This is a genomic window from Vulcaniibacterium thermophilum, from assembly GCF_007923255.1.
Classification (GTDB): Bacteria; Pseudomonadota; Gammaproteobacteria; order Xanthomonadales; family Xanthomonadaceae; genus Lysobacter_F; species Lysobacter_F thermophilum.
Genome location: NZ_VOHJ01000009.1, coordinates 1 through 16,462, shown reverse-complemented (window position 1 = coordinate 16,462; position 16,462 = coordinate 1). Strand labels below are relative to the sequence as shown.

The 16,462-nt window shown below is 72.2% G+C and carries 22 protein-coding genes; 20 read left to right on the top strand and 2 right to left on the bottom strand.

The window, feature by feature from the left end; genetic code table 11:
• Nucleotides 1–40: 40 nt before the first annotated feature.
• From sctV to FQY64_RS05375, 12 genes are all read left to right on the top strand, one after another.
• Nucleotides 41–2,065: a type III secretion system export apparatus subunit SctV gene (gene sctV / locus FQY64_RS05430; protein ID WP_146472700.1), complete on the top strand. Its 2,025-nt coding sequence runs from the start codon at nucleotides 41–43 to the stop codon at nucleotides 2,063–2,065.
• An 89-nt stretch (nucleotides 2,066–2,154) separates the two neighbouring features.
• Complete coding sequence (sctD, locus tag FQY64_RS05425) at nucleotides 2,155–3,420, top strand: type III secretion system inner membrane ring subunit SctD (RefSeq protein ID WP_146472698.1); 1,266 nt, start codon at nucleotides 2,155–2,157, stop codon at nucleotides 3,418–3,420.
• Nucleotides 3,421–3,528: 108 nt separating this feature from the next.
• Nucleotides 3,529–3,864, top strand: a complete 336-nt coding sequence (locus tag FQY64_RS05420) for a hypothetical protein (protein WP_222431759.1) — start codon at nucleotides 3,529–3,531, stop codon at nucleotides 3,862–3,864.
• A 30-nt stretch (nucleotides 3,865–3,894) separates the two neighbouring features.
• Nucleotides 3,895–4,299, top strand: a complete 405-nt coding sequence (locus FQY64_RS05415) for a hypothetical protein (protein WP_146472696.1) — start codon at nucleotides 3,895–3,897, stop codon at nucleotides 4,297–4,299.
• A gap of 13 nt (nucleotides 4,300–4,312) precedes the next feature.
• Nucleotides 4,313–5,059 (top strand): type III secretion system inner membrane ring lipoprotein SctJ, encoded by a 747-nt coding sequence (sctJ, locus tag FQY64_RS05410; RefSeq protein ID WP_146472694.1) that lies wholly within the window; start codon nucleotides 4,313–4,315, stop codon nucleotides 5,057–5,059.
• A gap of 11 nt (nucleotides 5,060–5,070) precedes the next feature.
• On the top strand, nucleotides 5,071–5,673 hold the full coding sequence (locus FQY64_RS05405) for a hypothetical protein (RefSeq protein WP_146472692.1): 603 nt from the start codon (nucleotides 5,071–5,073) through the stop codon (nucleotides 5,671–5,673).
• A complete protein-coding gene (locus FQY64_RS05400; protein ID WP_146472690.1) occupies nucleotides 5,670–6,338 on the top strand; it encodes a FliH/SctL family protein in 669 nt (222 codons plus the stop codon). Before FQY64_RS05405 ends, FQY64_RS05400 begins: the two co-directional genes overlap by 4 nt.
• Before the next feature lie 32 nt (nucleotides 6,339–6,370).
• Nucleotides 6,371–7,666 (top strand): FliI/YscN family ATPase, encoded by a 1,296-nt coding sequence (locus FQY64_RS05395; protein ID WP_229814849.1) that lies wholly within the window; start codon nucleotides 6,371–6,373, stop codon nucleotides 7,664–7,666.
• Entirely contained in the window at nucleotides 7,663–8,145 is a 483-nt protein-coding gene (locus FQY64_RS05390) for a hypothetical protein (RefSeq protein ID WP_146472686.1), read from the top strand. The genes FQY64_RS05395 and FQY64_RS05390 overlap by 4 nt, the downstream gene beginning before the upstream one ends.
• A 23-nt stretch (nucleotides 8,146–8,168) precedes the next feature.
• Complete coding sequence (locus FQY64_RS05385; protein ID WP_146472684.1) at nucleotides 8,169–8,840, top strand: hypothetical protein; 672 nt, start codon at nucleotides 8,169–8,171, stop codon at nucleotides 8,838–8,840.
• Nucleotides 8,841–9,093: 253 nt separating this feature from the next.
• Entirely contained in the window at nucleotides 9,094–10,743 is a 1,650-nt protein-coding gene (locus FQY64_RS05380) for a LysM peptidoglycan-binding domain-containing protein (RefSeq protein WP_146472682.1), read from the top strand.
• A gap of 65 nt (nucleotides 10,744–10,808) precedes the next feature.
• A complete protein-coding gene (locus FQY64_RS05375; protein ID WP_146472680.1) occupies nucleotides 10,809–11,411 on the top strand; it encodes a hypothetical protein in 603 nt (200 codons plus the stop codon).
• Here the strand turns inward: FQY64_RS05375 and FQY64_RS14715 are convergent.
• Complete coding sequence (locus tag FQY64_RS14715; RefSeq protein ID WP_186760865.1) at nucleotides 11,390–11,992, bottom strand: GNAT family N-acetyltransferase; 603 nt, start codon at nucleotides 11,990–11,992, stop codon at nucleotides 11,390–11,392. The genes FQY64_RS05375 and FQY64_RS14715 overlap by 22 nt on opposite strands.
• Before the next feature lie 145 nt (nucleotides 11,993–12,137).
• On the opposite strand from FQY64_RS14715, the gene FQY64_RS14710 reads away from it, so the two are divergent.
• The 8 genes from FQY64_RS14710 (at nucleotide 12,138) to FQY64_RS05335 (ending at nucleotide 15,965) form a co-directional block, all read left to right on the top strand.
• Complete coding sequence (locus FQY64_RS14710) at nucleotides 12,138–12,347, top strand: hypothetical protein (RefSeq protein WP_186760864.1); 210 nt, start codon at nucleotides 12,138–12,140, stop codon at nucleotides 12,345–12,347.
• 3 nt (nucleotides 12,348–12,350) lie between these two features.
• Complete coding sequence (locus tag FQY64_RS05365) at nucleotides 12,351–12,656, top strand: hypothetical protein (RefSeq protein ID WP_146472676.1); 306 nt, start codon at nucleotides 12,351–12,353, stop codon at nucleotides 12,654–12,656.
• 146 nt (nucleotides 12,657–12,802) lie between these two features.
• Nucleotides 12,803–13,216: a hypothetical protein gene (locus FQY64_RS05360; protein WP_146472674.1), complete on the top strand. Its 414-nt coding sequence runs from the start codon at nucleotides 12,803–12,805 to the stop codon at nucleotides 13,214–13,216.
• Nucleotides 13,217–13,323: 107 nt separating this feature from the next.
• Nucleotides 13,324–13,656 carry an EscF/YscF/HrpA family type III secretion system needle major subunit gene (locus FQY64_RS05355; protein ID WP_146472672.1) on the top strand — a complete coding sequence of 111 codons (333 nt, stop codon included), beginning with the start codon at nucleotides 13,324–13,326 and terminating at the stop codon, nucleotides 13,654–13,656.
• Nucleotides 13,657–13,758: 102 nt separating this feature from the next.
• A complete protein-coding gene (locus FQY64_RS05350; RefSeq protein WP_146472671.1) occupies nucleotides 13,759–14,496 on the top strand; it encodes a DUF6683 family protein in 738 nt (245 codons plus the stop codon).
• Between the two features lie 148 nt (nucleotides 14,497–14,644).
• A complete protein-coding gene (locus tag FQY64_RS05345; protein WP_146472670.1) occupies nucleotides 14,645–15,007 on the top strand; it encodes a hypothetical protein in 363 nt (120 codons plus the stop codon).
• Nucleotides 15,008–15,136: 129 nt separating this feature from the next.
• On the top strand, nucleotides 15,137–15,502 hold the full coding sequence (locus tag FQY64_RS05340) for a hypothetical protein (RefSeq protein WP_146472669.1): 366 nt from the start codon (nucleotides 15,137–15,139) through the stop codon (nucleotides 15,500–15,502).
• A gap of 55 nt (nucleotides 15,503–15,557) precedes the next feature.
• The gene (locus tag FQY64_RS05335) at nucleotides 15,558–15,965 is read left to right on the top strand and encodes a hypothetical protein (protein WP_146472668.1); all 408 of its coding nucleotides are present in this window, start codon (nucleotides 15,558–15,560) and stop codon (nucleotides 15,963–15,965) included.
• 1 nt (nucleotide 15,966) lies between these two features.
• On the opposite strand, the gene FQY64_RS14705 is transcribed toward FQY64_RS05335, so the two are convergent.
• On the bottom strand, nucleotides 15,967–16,462 hold a 496-nt coding region (locus tag FQY64_RS14705; RefSeq protein ID WP_186760863.1), incomplete at its 5' end, for a hypothetical protein.

Genomic DNA, 16,462 nt, shown 5'->3' with positions numbered 1-16,462 from the left:
TGGAGATGGGGCGGCGATGCGGGCGCTGATCGAAACGATCATGACGGCGCCCGCGGCGGCGTCGGGGCCGCGCCGCGCGGGCTACAGCGACATCGTGCTGGCGGCGGGCGTGGTGATGATCCTCACCGCGATGATCCTGCCGCTGCCGCTGGTGGTGATCGACGCGCTGGTCGCGCTCAACATCACCATCGGCATCGCGCTGCTGCTGCTGGCGATCTACATCCCGACGCCGGTGGCGTTCTCCAGCTTCCCGAGCGTGCTGCTGCTGACCACGCTGTTCCGGCTGGCGATCTCGATCGCGGTGACGCGCTCGATCCTGCTGCACGCCGAGGCCGGCCACATCGTCGACACGTTCGGCAACCTGGTCGCCGGCGGCAATCTGGTGGTCGGTCTGGTGGTGTTCCTGATCATCACCGTGGTGCAGTTCATCGTGATCGCCAAGGGCGCCGAGCGCGTGGCCGAGGTGGCCGCGCGCTTCACGCTGGACGCGATGCCGGGCAAGCAGCTCTCGATCGATTCCGACCTGCGCTCGGGCCTGATCGACAAGGACGAGGCGCGTCGCAAGCGCCGCTTGCTGGAAGTCGAGAGCCAGCTGCACGGCAGCCTGGACGGCGCGATGAAGTTCGTGAAGGGCGACGCCATCGCCGGCATCGTCATCATCATCATCAACCTGCTCGGCGGCCTGGCCATCGGCGTGCTCCAACGCGACATGCCGCTCGGCGAGGCGACCCGCACCTACAGCATCCTCACCATCGGCGACGGGCTGGTGTCGCAGATCCCGGCGATCCTCGCCACCATCGCGGCGGGTCTGGTGGTGACGCGCACCGCGGGCGACGAGGACGACCGCCATCTCGGCGATGCGATCAGCCGGCAGGTCTCCGGCCAGCCGCGCGTGGCGCTGGTGACCGGCGCGCTGGCGCTGCTGCTGACGCTGGTGCCCGGCTTCCCGAAGCTGGTGTTCCTGACGTTGGGCCTGTCGCTGCTGGGCGTGGCGGCGTGGCGCTACCGGCACCGCTCGCCCTTGCTGCGGCGCGCCTTCCGCGTGCCGGCGGGCGAGGTCGCCGCGGAGGATGCGGCGGTGCAGGACGACGGACTGGCGCCGCCGGCGCCGCTGCAGATCGAGCTTGCGCCAACGTTGCTGGCCGCGCTGGGCGAGGGTGCGTTGCGCGAGCGCCTCGGCGAGGTGACGCGCGCGCTGCGCGAGCAGTTCGGCGTGCCGCTGCCGGCGCCGGCCGTGCGCGCCAACCCGGCGCTCGCCGACGGCGAGTACCGGGCGACCGCGTTCGGCGCGCGGCTGGCGAACGGCCACGTGCGCGAGGACGCGCGTCTTCGCATCGCGCCCGCCGGCCACGACGGCGAGCGCCTGCCGGGCTTCTACCCGGCGCTGCACGCCCAGTGGGTGGCGGGCGACGACGCGCACGGCCTCGACCGCCACGAGGCGATCGCATCCCACCTGAGGCTTGCGCTCGAGCGCCGTCTCGGTAGCTACATCGGCATCCAGGAGACGGCCAACCTGTTCGGCCGCATGCAGCGCGACTACCCGGACCTGGTGAAGGAGATGCTGCGCGTGGTCGCGCCGCAGCGCGTGTCGGACGTGCTGCGGCGGCTGGTGGAGGAGGGCGTCCCGATCCGCAACCTGCGCGACGTGTTCGAGGCGATCACCGACGTCGGCGCGCGCGAGAAGGACGTCGTGCTGCTCACCGAGTACGTGCGCGTGGCGCTCAAGCGCGAGATCGCCGACCGCTACGCCGATGCCGAGCGCACGCTGCACGTGCTGCTGGTGCATCCGGAACTCGAGGACCGCCTGCGGCAGTCGGTGCGGGTCAGCGGCGGCGCCAGCCAGCTCGCGATCTCGCCGGAGCTGGCCTCGCGGCTGGCGGCCGAGGTGCGCGCGCAGCGCGCGCGCCAGCCGGAGGGCGTGCGGCCGGTGCTGCTGTGCTCGCTGGACGTGCGCCGGCATCTGCGCAAGCTGCTGGAGATCGATTTCTTCGATCTGCCGGTGCTCTCCTACCAGGAACTCGCGCCCGATCTGCGGATCGTGCAGGCGGGCCAGATCAATGCGTGAGGCGACGGACATGCGGATGCGACTTCGACATCCCGGCCGCGACTTCCGCGCAGACGCGCGCGTCCTTCCCCCCGGTTCCCCCGCCGTGGATGCGCGCCTTGGCGTCGGCGACGACGCATCCCGTTGGAGCTTCCCCCATGGCTGCCCCCGTTCCCCCACCGTCCCCTCATGAGACCGAGCCGAGCGCCGCCCGTGTCCTGAGGATCGTCTCCGGCGTTCACGCCGGTGCCGTGCGTCCGCTCGCCGCGCAGGAGATGCTGCTGATCGGACGCGGCGACGACTGCGACCTGGTGCTGTCGGACCCCGACGTCGCGCCGCACCACGCGCTGCTGACCGTGATGGGCGGGAGCGTGCTGCTGCGGGCGATCGATGCGCCGGTGCGGCTCGGTCACGGCACCCTGCGACCGGGCGATCCGGTCGAGTTGCCCGCGCTGCAGCGCGTCTCGCTCGGCAGCGCGGCGTTCGCGGTGGGCGAGGAGCGCGACCCGGGCTGGTCGCTGCTGGCGGAAACGGAGGCCGCGCCCGGTGCGCGCGCGCGCCGCACGCGGCATCTGCCGTGGGTGGCCGCGTTGGCCGCGCTGTCGCTGGTGTCGGTGGCGATCTTCGCCGCGGTGATGCCGCCGCGGAGCGCGCGCGAGCCGGTGCCCGCCGTGCGTGCGCAGCGTGCGCTGAACGGCCTCGGCGTCGCCGGTCTGCGTGTCGAGCCGGGCGCGGACGGCAGCGTGACCGTGCATGGCACGGTGAACGACACCGTCACCCGCGAGCGCATCCGCCAGCGCCTGCGCGCGGAGGGCATCGCCGCGCGCGTGGAAGTGCGCACCGGCGACGACATCGCCAGCGACGTGCGCGAGGTGCTGCGCAGTCAGGGCCTGGTGGCGCGCACCCGCTGGCTGGGCAACGGCGACGTCGAGATCGTCGGCCGCTTCGAGGACGAGACCGCGCTGCGGCAGGCCGCGACCTCGCGCGCGATGCGCGAGGTGGTCGGCGTGCGGCGCGTGATCCCGCGCAACCTGGTCGCGACCGCCGCCTATGCCGCGCCGCGGGCGGGCGGCACCGCCGCGCCTTCGCGGCAGGAGGAGCTGGTGGAGGTGGTGCACGGCGACGATCCGCACGTGGTCGCCGCCGACGGCACGCAGTACCGCATCGGCGCCACGCTGCCCAGCGGGCGCACGCTGGTGGCGATCGGGCGGCAGGTGTGGGTGATGGACGGCGGGCAGGTGGTGCCGGTGAAGCTGGTCGCGCGCACCCAGGCGACCGCGCCCGCACCCGCGGCGCCGGCGACCGCTCAACGCCAGCCCGGCGCACTCGCCGCCGGCGCGCGCATCGCCCCCGGCCGCACCACGGTGCGGATGTGAGGCCGGCATGAGATCCCCCACCGCAGCCTGTTTCCGCTGCCCGCTAACCGCACGCGCGCAGCGCTGCCATCCCCCCGCGGCGACGCCGCGCATCGCAGGAGAGCCGTCATGAGCGACAACACCATCAACCCCAACCTGATCACCACGTTCGTCGGCGCCGCCAACACGATCGAAGCGCGCTCGCGCGCCGAGCGCGGCGCGGTGTCGGCCGCCGACAGCGGTAGCTGGTACGAGGCGATGTCGCGCGCGTGGGGTCAGACGCTCGACGCCCAGGCGGCGCGCATCAGCGAGCTGTCGAGCTCGATCGGCAGCGGTTCCGATCAGCCGTCGCAGATGATCGCGCTCACCGCCGAGAGCCTGCGCATGCAGTTCATGTCCAACAACGCCGCCACCTCGCAGAACAGCGTCGGCCAGGCGCTGGAGACGCTGGGCAAGCGGCAGTAAGTCCGCCCGCACACGGGCAGGGAGGACCTCATGATCGAAGCGATCCAGGTGGCCGCCGAGGCCACGAACCTTGCGCCGCAGGCCGCCGCGCTGCAGCCGCAGGCGTCGGCGATGGAGGTGCGGCAGTTCGCCGAGGCCTACGAACGCGCCGGCGCGGCCGCGGGCGCGCCGCCGGCCGGTGCCGGAGGCGCGCAGGCGGTGTCGTTCGAGGGCACGCGCATGGTGCTCACCGCGCTGGAACGGCTGAACGGCGGCGCGCAGAACATCGGCGAGATCTCCAAGGCGATGAGCGCCAACGCCGCCGACCTCACCCCCGGCGAGATGATGCAGATGACCATGCGCTGCCACCAGTTCCTGTTCACCTCGGAGCTGACCGCCAACGTGGCCAACCGCACGTCCGACGGCATCGCGCAACTGTTCCGCCAGCAATCGTGACGGGAGAGCAGTCATGAACGCCGGACGCATCCTGACCGCCGCGCTCCTCGCGCTGATGCTCGCCGCCTGCGGGCGCACCGCGCTCTACAGCCAGCTCGACGAACAGCAGGCCAACGAGCTGATGGCGGCGCTGCTCGACGCCGGCATTCCCGCCGAGAAGGCGCCTTCGGCCAGCAAGACCGGTTGGGAGGTGAGCGTCAACCGCGGCGACATTCCGTATGCGATGCAGGTGCTCAACGCGCGCGGGCTGCCGCGCGCGCAGCACCGCTCGCTGGGCGACGTGTTCAAGAAGGAGGGCTTCGCCTCCTCGGCGCTGGAGGAGAAGGCGCGCTACCTGTTCGGTCTGTCGCAGGAACTGGAGCGCACGCTCTCGCGCATCGACGGCGTGGTCGAGGCGCGCGTGCACATCGCGCTGCCGGACAAGGACCCGCTGGGCGGGCAGAACGCGGACTCGTCGGCCTCGGTGATCCTGTTCGAGCGGCCGGGCGCCAACCTGCGCGCGCGCGAGACCGACCTCAAGGTGTTCATCAAGGACAGCATCGAGGGCCTCGACGACGTCAACAAGGTGACGATCAAGTTCTTCGAGGTGCAGTCCGCGCCGCCGCCGAAGCGGCAGGGCGCGGCCGCGGCGGTGGCGGCGATCAGCCCGGTGGCGGTCGGCATCAGCGCGGGTCTGGTGATGCTGGCGGGCGCCGCGGTGGCGCTGCGTCGCCGCTGGTGGCCGCAGCGCAAGGCGCCGGCGCCGGTCTCGCGCCTGTGACGGAGCCGCCCATGCGCGTGCGCACGCTGCTGGTGGAGACCAAACCCGCGTGGTTCGGGGTGGACGGCGCGCTGCTCGCGCACGCCCAACAGAGCGCGCTGGGCCGGCGCATGCTGTCGCGCTGGCTGCAGGCGAAGGCGCCGGCGCTGCTCGCTCCTTCGCCCGACGGCGCGGCGCTCACCACCGTCACCGCCTGGCCGCGCGCGCGTCTGCAGCGGCTGATCCGCGACCTGGGAACGCTCGCGTTCGCGCCGGCGATCCGCGCCGAGGTGCGGCGCGAGCCGGTGCGCTGGCTCAAGGCGCTGCTGGGCGATGGCTACGCGCTGGCGCTGGATCGGTCGCTGTGGGACGGAACGCTCGACGGCGAGGCGGAGGCACGGGTCGCCCGCGAGCTGCGCGAGGCGCTGGCTTCGCAGGATCTGGCGCGGCAATCGCTGCTGCCGCGCATCGACCGCCAGGGGCGTGCGGAGCTGGACGCCTGGTGCCGCGAGCACGCGCCGGCGCTGGGCGAGTGGTCGCGCCTGCTGCACGAACCCGAGACCCTGCCGCCGGCGCATCTGTCCCCCGCGCTGGTGGCGCGCGCCCACGCGCATCACCTGAGGGCGGCGGCATGAACGCGGCGCTGCCGATGGCGACCGCGCGCGACGCGCTCGCCGCGCACGAGGGCGCGGTCGCGGTGTTCGAGCCGCGCCGCTTCGAGCGCGCGCTGGCGGCGGGCGTGGTGCCGGCCGAAGCCTGGGCGCGGTTGTCGGAGATCGACGCGCTGATCGAGCGCATGAACGCGCTCTACGCGCAGGCCGAGGCGGAGATCGCGCAGGCGCGCGAGCGCGGCTATGCCGCGGGCTTCGCGGAGGGCCTGTCGCGCGCGCAGACGCAGATGGCGCAGCAACTGGCCGATCTCAACGAGCGCCGCGCGCGCGTGCTGGGCGAAGCCGCCGCGCGCGTCAGCGACCTCGCCTGCGCGATCGTCGCCCGCATCGCGCCGACGTTCGATGCGCGCGAGGTGGTGCCGCCGCTGGTGGCGCAGGCGGTGGAAGCCGCGCAGGCCGAACAGTTCCTGCTGATCCGGGTGCATCCGAGCGTGCGCGAATCGGTCGCGGCCGGGCTCGGCGCCGTGCGTCAGGCGCATCCGGTGGTGGGCGTGATCGAGCTGGTCGACGACGAAAGCCTCGATCCGCTCAGTTGCGTGGTGGTGTCCGAGGCGGGCGAGGTGCGCGCCGGCGTCGCGCAGCAGATCGAGGCGATCCGCGCCGCGCTGGCGGGAGTGCAGCGTTCGTGAGCGCGCTGTCGCCGTCGCCGCCGGACGATGCGCTGCTGGCCGCGCTGGCGCGCGTGCAGCCGGTCGAACGGGTCGGCCGCGTGGCGGAAGCCTACGGCACGCTGATCCGCGCGACGGGCGTCAAGGCGGCGATCGGCGAGCTGTGCGAGCTGCGCGCCCCGAAGGGCGAGGGGGCGTTCCGGCTGATGGCGGAAGTGGTCGGCGTCTCGCGCCAGCACACGCTGCTGACGCCGCTGGGCGCGCTCGACGGCATTTCGGCCGAGACCGAGGTCTACGCCACCGGCCGCCGGGCCGCGGTGCGCGCGGGCGACGGCCTGCTCGGTCGCGTGCTCGACGCCCACGGCGAGCCCATCGACGGCCGCGGCCCGCTCGGCGCCACGGTGGAGGCGCCGATCTACGCGGCTTCGCCCAACCCGCTGGCACGCCGGGCGATCGACCGCCCGTTCGCCACCGGCGTGCGCGCGATCGACACCGTGCTGACTGCCGGCGAAGGCCAGCGCATGGGCATCTTCGCGGTCGCCGGCGGCGGCAAGAGCACGCTGCTGGGCATGCTGGCGCGTGGCGGCAACGCCGACGTCAACGTGATCGCGCTGGTCGGCGAGCGCGGACGCGAGGTCAACGAGTTCATCCACGACAACCTCGGCGAGCAGGGGCTGGCGCGCTCGGTCGTGGTGGTGGCGACCTCCGATCGCCCGGCCCTGGAGCGCAGCCGCGCGGCCTGGGTGGCCACCGCCATCGCCGAACACTTCCGCGACCGCGGCCGCCGCGTGCTGCTGCTGGTGGATTCGGTGACGCGCTTCGCGCGGGCGTTGCGCGACGTCGGCCTCGCCATCGGCGAGCCGCCGGCGCGGCGCGGGTTTCCGCCGTCCGTGTTCAGCGCGCTGCCGGCGCTGTTCGAGCGCGCGGGCAACAACGAGCACGGCACCATCACCGCGTTCTACACCGTGCTGATGGAAGGCGAGGACGGCGACGACCCGATCGCGGAGGAAGTGCGCTCGATCCTCGACGGCCACGTGATCCTCTCGCGCAAGCTCGCCGCCGCGCACCACTATCCGGCGATCGACGTGCTCTCAAGCCTCAGCCGCACGATGGCGCGCGTGGCCGACCCGGCGCATCGGCGCGCGGCCGGCCTGCTGCGCAGGTACCTGGCGAAGTACCAGGAAATCGAACTGCTGCTGCAGCTGGGCGAGTACCGGCAAGGCAGCGACCCGGACGCCGACGTCGCCATCGACCGCATCGAGGCGATCCGCGCGCTGCTGCGGCAGCCGCCGGATCAGCTCGCGCCGTTCGACGCGTCGGTCGACGCCCTGCGGAGGCTGTTCGGATGAAGCGCTTTCCGCTGCAGGTGCTGCTGAGCCTGCGCGCGCACCGCGTCGAACAGGCGCGGCAGACGCTGCTGCAGCGTCGCGAGGAGGCGCAGCGCTGTCGCGATGCGTGCGTGCGCATCGAGGGCGAGCTGATCGCGTTGCAGTTCGAGCGCGGCCGGCAGCGCGCGCGTCTGCTCGAACCGCCGCCCGACGGCCTGTCGCCGGCGCAGGCGTTCGCCCAGCGCGAGGCGCATATCGCGCATCTGGAGACGCTTGCCGACATCGTGCGGCAACGGCTGTTCGCCGCCCAGGAACAGTTGCGGCAGGCCGAGCTGGCGGTGGAGGAGGCGCGCGCCGCGTTCTTCCGCGCGCAGGCGCGGCTGGACGCGCTGGAGAAGCGCAAGGATCTGTGGCGCAGCGAACAGCGCCGGCTGGCGGCGCGCGCCGAGGAGAGCGCGTCGGCCGACCTGCCGCCGCGTGCGGCAGTGGCGCGGGGTTGACGGGCATCGCGGAGAGAACGGAGATGAGCGTGATCCACCAACGCAATTCCGGCACGGCGGCTGCCGATCCGGCGCGGACGTCCGGCGCCGTGCGCGAGGCCGCGGCCGGCGGCGTCCGACGGCCGGTGCACCCCGAGGAAGTGGACCGGTTCCGCGCGTTGATGCTGCAGCGTCAAGCCGGCGCGCAGCCCGAGGCCCGGATCGAATCGCTGCTCGCCCAGCGCGCCGACGATGCCGCGCGGGTAGAGGCGCGCGAGTTCGACGATGCGCTCAAGCGGAAGGCGTATGCGCGCGACGGGGAACCGCAGCGCGAGCCGCTGTCGCAGGACGCCGCGCTCGCGGCGATGGCGGCCGCGCTGGCGCCCGCAGCGGAGCGGCCGCTGCCGCCGCAGGCGCTGGAGCAGGCGGCGGCGCCGCGCCTTGCCGAGCTGCTGGAGCGCCATGTGCGCCAGCTCGCGGTCAGCCCCGACGCGCGCGAGCGCGACGACGGCCAGGTGCTGCTGCGCATGGCCGACGCCACGCTGCCGGGCACCGATCTGCTGCTGAGCCGCACCGCCGACGGCTGGACGCTGCGCGCCGACGTGCGCTCGCGCGCGAGCTACGACGCCATCCGCGAAGCCGCGCCCGAACTGGCCCGCCGCTTCGCCGCCCGCAATCTCGGCACGCTGACGATCGATCCGCACCTGCACGGCTGAGCGCGCCGCCCGCCCCTTCGCCGCAGGAGCGGCCTCGGCCACGACCCGAACCGTGGCGGACGCGGCGGCGTCTCCTTCCCCTGCGTGCAGGGGAGGGTTGGGAGGGGTGGCGTCGGAAGCCCGCGCCCGTCCAGGCAAAAAGACAGTTGCTCCTACAAGGCCGCGCGACCGCCGCACCCCTAGGGTGAGCACCAGATGGCGCCGCCGCCGGCCATCGCATGCAATCGGCGCATCGACAGTCCGGAGCGAAGGCATGACCGTCAGCGCGGTATCCGCCGATCGCAACAGCAACGTCGCCGGCGACCGCATCAGCCCCGGCGGATTCGATTACGACCGCATCCAGGGCGTGCGCGGCAATCCGCACGTCACCGAGGCGTTCATCCGCCGCGTCGAGGAGATGGCCGAACGCCTCGGCACGCGTCCGGAGTATCTGATGGCGGTGATGAGCTTCGAGACCGGCGGCACCTTCCGCCCGGACGTGCGCAACGCCGCCGGCAGCGGCGCCACCGGCCTGATCCAGTTCATGCCCGGCACCGCGCGCGAGCTCGGCACCAGCACCGACGCGCTGGCGCGCATGAGCGCGGTGGACCAGCTCGAGTACGTCGAACGCTACTTCGCACGCCGTTCCGACCCCGGCGATCTCAACACGCTGGAAGGCGTCTATACGACGGTGCTGTACGGCAGCCCGCGGCCGGACCCGAACTCCACCCTGTTCGCGCAGGGCACCGCGGCGTACCGCATGAACGCGCCGCTCGACATCAACCGCGACGGCCGCATCACCGCCGGCGAAGCGACCTCGTTCGTGCGCGCGCGCATCCAGGGCGAGGCGCCGCCGCCGACGCAAACGCCGCCGCGGCCGGAGCCGCCGGCGTCGCCGCCACCGGGGCGAGCGAGCACGTACACGGTGCGCTCGGGCGACACGCTGTCGGGTATCGCCGAACGGCACGGGGTGTCGCTCGATGCGCTGCTGCGCGCCAACCCGCAGATCCGCAACCCGAATCTGATCCATTCCGGCCAGAGCGTGCACATTCCCGGCGGCGGCGCAGAGCGTGCGTCGAGCTACACCGTGCGCGCGGGCGACACGCTGTCGGGTATCGCCGAGCGGCACGGGGTGTCGCTCGATGCGTTGCTGCGCGCCAATCCGCAGATCCGCAACCCGAATCTGATCCATCCCGGCCAGAGCGTGCACATTCCCGGCGGCGGCGCAGAGCGTGCGTCGAGCTACACCGTGCGCGCGGGCGACACGCTGTCGGGTATCGCCGAACGGCACGGGGTGTCGCTCGATGCGCTGCTGCGCGCCAACCCGCAGATCCGCAACCCGAATCTGATCCATCCCGGCCAGAGCGTGAACCTTCCGGGCGGCGGATCGGCGCCTCCGCGCACCGAAGTCGGCCCGCCGCGAAGCGAAGGCGCACCGCCCGCCCCGCCGTCCGGCGAGGCGCCCACCTATGCGCCGTTCACGGTGTACAGCACGGGTCACCGGCCGGCGTTCGCGGTCTCGCATCCCGATCAGATGCAGCCGCATCACGACTACCAGACGCGCGTGCGCGAAGGACAGACGCTGGAAGTGCGCGACGTCGTCCTGCATCGCGCCGGCCAGTCGCAGACGCAGCAGCCGATCCCGTCGCCGATCGCCGGCACCGTGGTGCATGCCGGGCCGCTCGGCGCGGCCGGCAATGCGGTCATCCTGCGCGGCGACAACGGCCAGCTCGTCTACATCTTCCACATGTCGTCGATCGACGTGCGCGAAGGCCAGCGCGTGGGCTACGGACAGGATCTCGGCAATCAGGGCTCCACCGGCCACTCGACCGGCCCGCACGTGCATATCGAAGCGCCTTCCGCGGTGATCGACCGCTGGGTGCACGATCTGCTCGACGGTCGTTTCGACGGCCGCCGCGGTTGAGCCACCACGCGGCCTGAACGCGCGCTGCGCGAGCCTTGCGCATCGCCGTTGCCAGCCGATCGGGAATGACGTCGCGCGCCTTCGATCTCCTCCGCGCCTGCGGTCTTGCGCTGCTGCTCGCGCCCGCGTTGACCGCCTGCGATGCCGATTCGCTGCCGTCCGCGCCGCGCCCCGCGCGCCTGACCGCGCCGGGCGGACGCGACGCGGCGCCGGTCGCGCCGCCGTCGACACCCGCGAGCCCGGCGCGCTTCGAGGCGGGGCAGGCCGGCGGCGACGCGCTGCCCGAGCCGATCGCCCGTGCGCTGCAGACCGACGAACGCGTGCTGGATTGCGGCGAAGGCGTGCGCGACGGCGTCAGCCGGTTCCGCCCGGATTGGGTCGCCGCGCATCGCGTGGATCTCGACGGCGATGTGCGGCCCGACTGGGTGGTCGGCGGCGTGCACCCGTGCCTGCGCGAGGCGGAGAACGCGTTCTGGTGGGTCTACGCGGGCACCGCCGATGGCGCCCGCGCGCTGATGCGCGGCGAACGCGCGACCGCGCTGGAGGTCATGCGCACGCGAACGCGCGGCTTCCACGATCTGCAACTGCACGCCGTTTCCGGACGCGGACAGCCGCTGGTGTCCACGCTGCGCTACGACGGCGCGGCTTACGTCACCGGATCGCCCTGAAGCGCGCGTCGCCGCGGCACGATCCCGCGCCAGTCCCGGCGCGCGAGCACGAAGCGCAGCGCCGGCTTGCCGGCCTGCTGCGTCCGGCCATCGGCCGCGAATCCCAGTCGCGCCAGCAGCGGCGGCACCGCGCGGTTCTCCGGCGCGCAGACGCCGACCAGATACGGCAGATCCAGCGTCGCGAACGCGTGCTGGCACAGCGCCGCGCCGCCTTCCAGCGCGTAGCCACGTCCCCAGGCGCGCGGGACCAGGCGGCAGCCGATGCCGACTTCGTCGGCGTCCGGCTCGGGCATCAGCGAGAAGAACCCGACGAAGCGGCCCTCCGCATCCTCCGCGCACCACAGCCCCAGCCCAGGCCGCCGCACGTAGAGGGCGTTCGCCATCTCCACCAGCGCCACCGCCGATGCCAGTGTCGACACCGGCGCATCCAGCAGATGCCCGGTGACACGCGCATCCCGGCCCATCTGCCACAGCGCCGGCACGTCGTGGTAGCGCAGCCCGCGCAGCCGCATCCGGCGCGTGCGCAGCAGCTCGGCGCCGGCGAACTCGCGTGGCGCGGCGGAAGACGGGATGGCGGGCATCGCGGCACTCACGCGCCCAGTGTGCGCAGGCTTCACCGCCGATGAACCTAGGGCCCGCCCTAATGGGGTACGACCTAGCTTGGAGCGGCTCTCCCGCTGCGGAAACTGGCGCCATCGACTCCCACCCTCTGCAAGGAGAGAGACCATGTCCAGCAACATCTTCCAGAGCATCGGCCAGGCGATCGGCACGTACTTCGGCGGCCCCATCGGGGGCATGATCGGCGGGATGATCGGCCAGATGATCGGCGACGCGTTGTTCGGCGGCGGTTCGCTGAGCACCGGCAACGCGCAATTCGACCAGTTGTTCGAAAGCGTGTTCACCAGCGCCTTCAACGACGCGCTCAACGGAGCCTGATCCATGAACGCCACGGCTGCCCTCGATCGTCAGGCCTTGATCGACCGCCTCGACGAGCTGCGCAACGAAGGCGCCATCAGCGCCACCGAGCATGCGGAGCTGCTGGAGCATTTCGATTCGATGCAGCGCGACCTGCGCGAGGAGATGGCCCGCCTGGAGCCGGAGTACTCGCGCCGGCTTCGCGACGACGGGCAGCCGGCGGCGGATCACTGGCTTACCGAAGTGGCCGAAACGCTCGGTCGTCACTACGGCGAGGCGACGCGGCGGCTGACGCAGCGGCTGTCGGCGGTTACCGGCGTGACGCACTGAGCGCGTCGTCCGACGCAACCGGCGGTCCGCGTCGCTTCGCGGGCCGCCTTTTTTGCGTGGCGGCCGATCACCGTGCGCTGACGGCCACGACGTTCTGCTCTCCGGGCCCCGGGAAGGCGGGGTCATCGACAACGAACGAGGGTGCCATGACCTTGGGAACCGATCGCATGCAACTGCTCCAGCAGATGGAGGCGATGCTGCAGGAGCAGCCAGGCCTGTCCGAGGCCGATCGTGCCGCCGTCATCCGCGAAGTGCGCGAAGCGCTGGAGCGTCACGAAGCGGCACCGGCGACGCTCGACGTCGCGGCGTTGCGGGATGCCTGGCTCAGCCTGGTCGACCGCTTCGGCGAGGAGTTGGACGCCAGCGAGCGCGACGCGCTGGCGCGTCGTATCGAGCAGGCCTTCGAACCCCTGCAGCACCGCGCGGTACAGGACGCGCTTGAGTACGAGAGGCGGCGCAAGGCCGAGGGCGACGCCCCCGCGGCTGAGTGGCTGGCGCGACGCAACCGCGAGCACCGAAGCGCGTCGGCCGGCCAGGTCGACGTCCGGCCTGGCGCATGACTGGGGCGGACCCGACCTAGGGTACGCCACAGATTGTGACCGGGCGGCCCCAGGCAGAGGATGGCCCTCGCATCGGACTTTCCCCTGTCCAACTACCGGAGGCGCATATGAGCACCCATCTCCACGTCCACATCGTCAACAACCTGGTGCAGAACGGGAACGGCATCGACGACGACACCGGCCCGATCTCCGCCCGTGGCGGCCGCAATATTTCCGGCAAGGGCTGGCTGTACGCGATCGCGCAGGCGATGGGCCGGCTTGCGGATCAGAAGGCTGCTCAGCTTGAGCGCGCGATCAACAGCCTGCCGGATGACGCCAAGCCGAGCGAAATGATGAAGATCCAGGCGGACACGCAGGAGTTCTCGCTGATGATGAACACCTTCACGAACGCCATCAAGACGCTCGGCGAAGGCAACACGACCGCCGGTCGTAAGGGTTGATCCCCTCGGGGATCCCACGAAGCGGGCCTACGGGCCCGCTTCGCATTTTTGTCAGCCGGAATTCGCAAGAATCGCCGAGAGGAGTTGTCGGAGGACAGCACCATGCTGAGACATATCGTCACGATTGCGGTCCTTGCTTCTGCAGGGAGTGCGGCGGCCCAGGACGACATCCACATGGGCGCCTTCAACGACGCCGGTTCCATCATTTCGGACATTGCCGGCAATGCAGCGGTCGGTAAGTCGATCGAGAACGAGCTGCGTCGCCGTCAGGACGAAGCGCCAAAGGTCGTGGCGGCTTCGCGCGCGCCATCGGATATCGGTCAACTGCTCAGCTTCAGGCGGGACCCGCGCATCACCGAGCAAGTGCGTGCCGCGATCGCGAGCGACATCCGCCGTGGGAATCCGGAAGCGGCCGAGCACTTTCTGAAAGTCAGTCGCAGGTTCGACATTCAGGACGCGTTGGCGCGCGAGGGTCTGACACCGGGCAGCTTGGTGGACGTCGCGACCTACATGGTCGGCGTGTATTGGGCAGCGGCGCATGGCACGACGCGCGTGCCTACCGGGAAGCCCCTGCGCGCGTTGCGCAAGCAGATGGCCGCTGCGCTGCTGCGCGACCAGCCGGAGCGCCTGCGTGGCGTCAGCGACGAAAGGAAGCAGCGCTACGCGGATGAAATGCTCATACGTGCGCAGATGATGGCCAGTATCCTGGCGGACTATGCCCGCACGCCTAATCCCGCCGAACAAGCACAGATCGCCAAGGGCGCGCGCGAGCAGGTCCGCAAGACGATCGGGCTCGATCTCTTGCAGTACCGGCTCACCGAAGAGGGACTCGTCCGTTGACCGGCGTCTTTGCGCAGGTAGCGCGAGCGTGATAGACCCGTTTTCCACCGGTTCGCAACGCCGGTTCGTCGACACTGGCCAGCGTCCGGGGCCAGGCGCCGTAGTGGACCAACGCCGAAGGTACGTGCGAACGAAGGAGACACCTGTCATGACGAGAACGCTGTCGTTGCTGGTGACGCTGATGCTCGCGGTCCCGCCCGCGCTTGCGCAGGAAGACGCCTACATGGGCGCGTTCAACGATGCCAGCCGCAATATCGTCGACATCGCCGGCAACGCGGCTGTGTCGAAGTCGATTCGCGACGATGCGGCGCGTCGGCAACGTGGCTCTGCAGCGTCGCTGGCACCGGCGCAAGCGGGTTCGATGGATGCGTTGCGTGCCGAGTACAAGCGGCGCGTTCGCGTGGATGGCCGCGCGAGCGCCGATGCGTGGCTGCGACAGGTGGCGGCGGAGATGGGACGGCAGGCGGGACGCGCGGAGCGTGCACGCCGGCTGGGCGCGGAGCGGCGGTGAGGACGCTCCTTGGCACGAGTGGCGGCGTGGTCGAACCGGGGTGTTCCAGGGCGACACGCAGCCCCTCGGAGGTGTCCGGGATGCCGTGGATTCCCGCGCGGCGGGATCGCAACGGATGGAGGTGAGCCGATGCGGACGCTCGTGATGCTGGTATGCGGAGCCGTTCTGACGACGGCACCGGTGCCCGCCCGGACCCAGTACGACCCGGGTGCCACGCAGATGATCGCCGAGGCGCTTCGCGAGCATACGATGCGCGATGAGATCAATCGCCAGTTGCTGCCGCGTGCGGAGGTCGAGCCGTCATCGGACGAAGGAGGCGCAGGCATTGCCGCACGCCGTCCGGACGCCGCGCAGCTGCGGGCGCTTCGCAGCGAATACGCACGCCGCGTGCGGCGGGACGGCAGGCCGAGTGCCGACGCCTGGCTTCGCAAGGCCGCCTCGGAACTGGGCTCGCGCGCGGGCGCCGCAGAGCGCGCACCCGGGGACGGGCGGTGAGGTCGCGACGGAGGCGTGTTCGGTCCCGGTCGACGTGCCGGGCAGGGAGGCACGCATGAAATGCATCGTATGGATGGGCGTGGCACTGGCCGCGGTCTGGCCGGCGATCGCGAACGCCCAGGAGATGGCGCTCATGCCCGACTATGTCGGCCAGAACGCGTACCGGAGTACGCAGGACAGCATCCTCGAGTCGGCGCAGCCTGGCGCGCACATGGCGCGGAACCGGCCGCAGGCGGTGACGGGCGCGTCGGCCGCGGCTACGCGGCAGTCGCGGGCGCTCGATCCGCACCGGCAGGCGCAGGTGCAGCGCTACATGCAGACATTGCGTGCGGAGTACGAGCGCCGCGTCGCGCGCGACGGGCGCGCCAGTGCGGATGCGTGGCTGCGGGGCGTGGCGTCGGAACTGGGCCGTCAGGCCGGATTGGCCGAGCGCGAGCGGCGCCTGCGCGCGCGGTCGCGCTGAGTCAGCGCCGGAGCATCCGCCGCGCCATCCACCACGCGGCGAGCGCTATGCCGAGCCCGGTCAGCAGCGCACCGGCGCCGATGCCGGTGCGCAGGGCCGAAGGCGCGCCGCCCTCGCCCAGCGGCAGCAGCGCGATCAGCGCCACGCCGAGGCAGGCGTAGGCCACCAGCGTCATCGCCCAGAACAGCCACTGGAACGCGCGCTCGGCGTCCTGCTCGGCCGCACGGCGCGCATGCGCGGCCGTCGCCGGGTGGCCGGCGAGCGACAGCCAGGCCTGCAGCAGGGCGGTCGGCAGCATGCGCAGGCCGCGCCGCAGCGGGCGGCGGAACGGGCCTTCCGCGGTGTAGATCGGCACCCCGGGGCCGGCGTCCGTGCGCGTCGTGCCGGGCCGTTCGCCCGCAGGCGGCGCGGGAAGCGGCGCCCGCGCGTCCTGCGTCTGGCCTGCGGCGGCGATCGCGAGCGCCGCCGCCGCTTCGCCCGCCGGCAGGGGCGCGTTC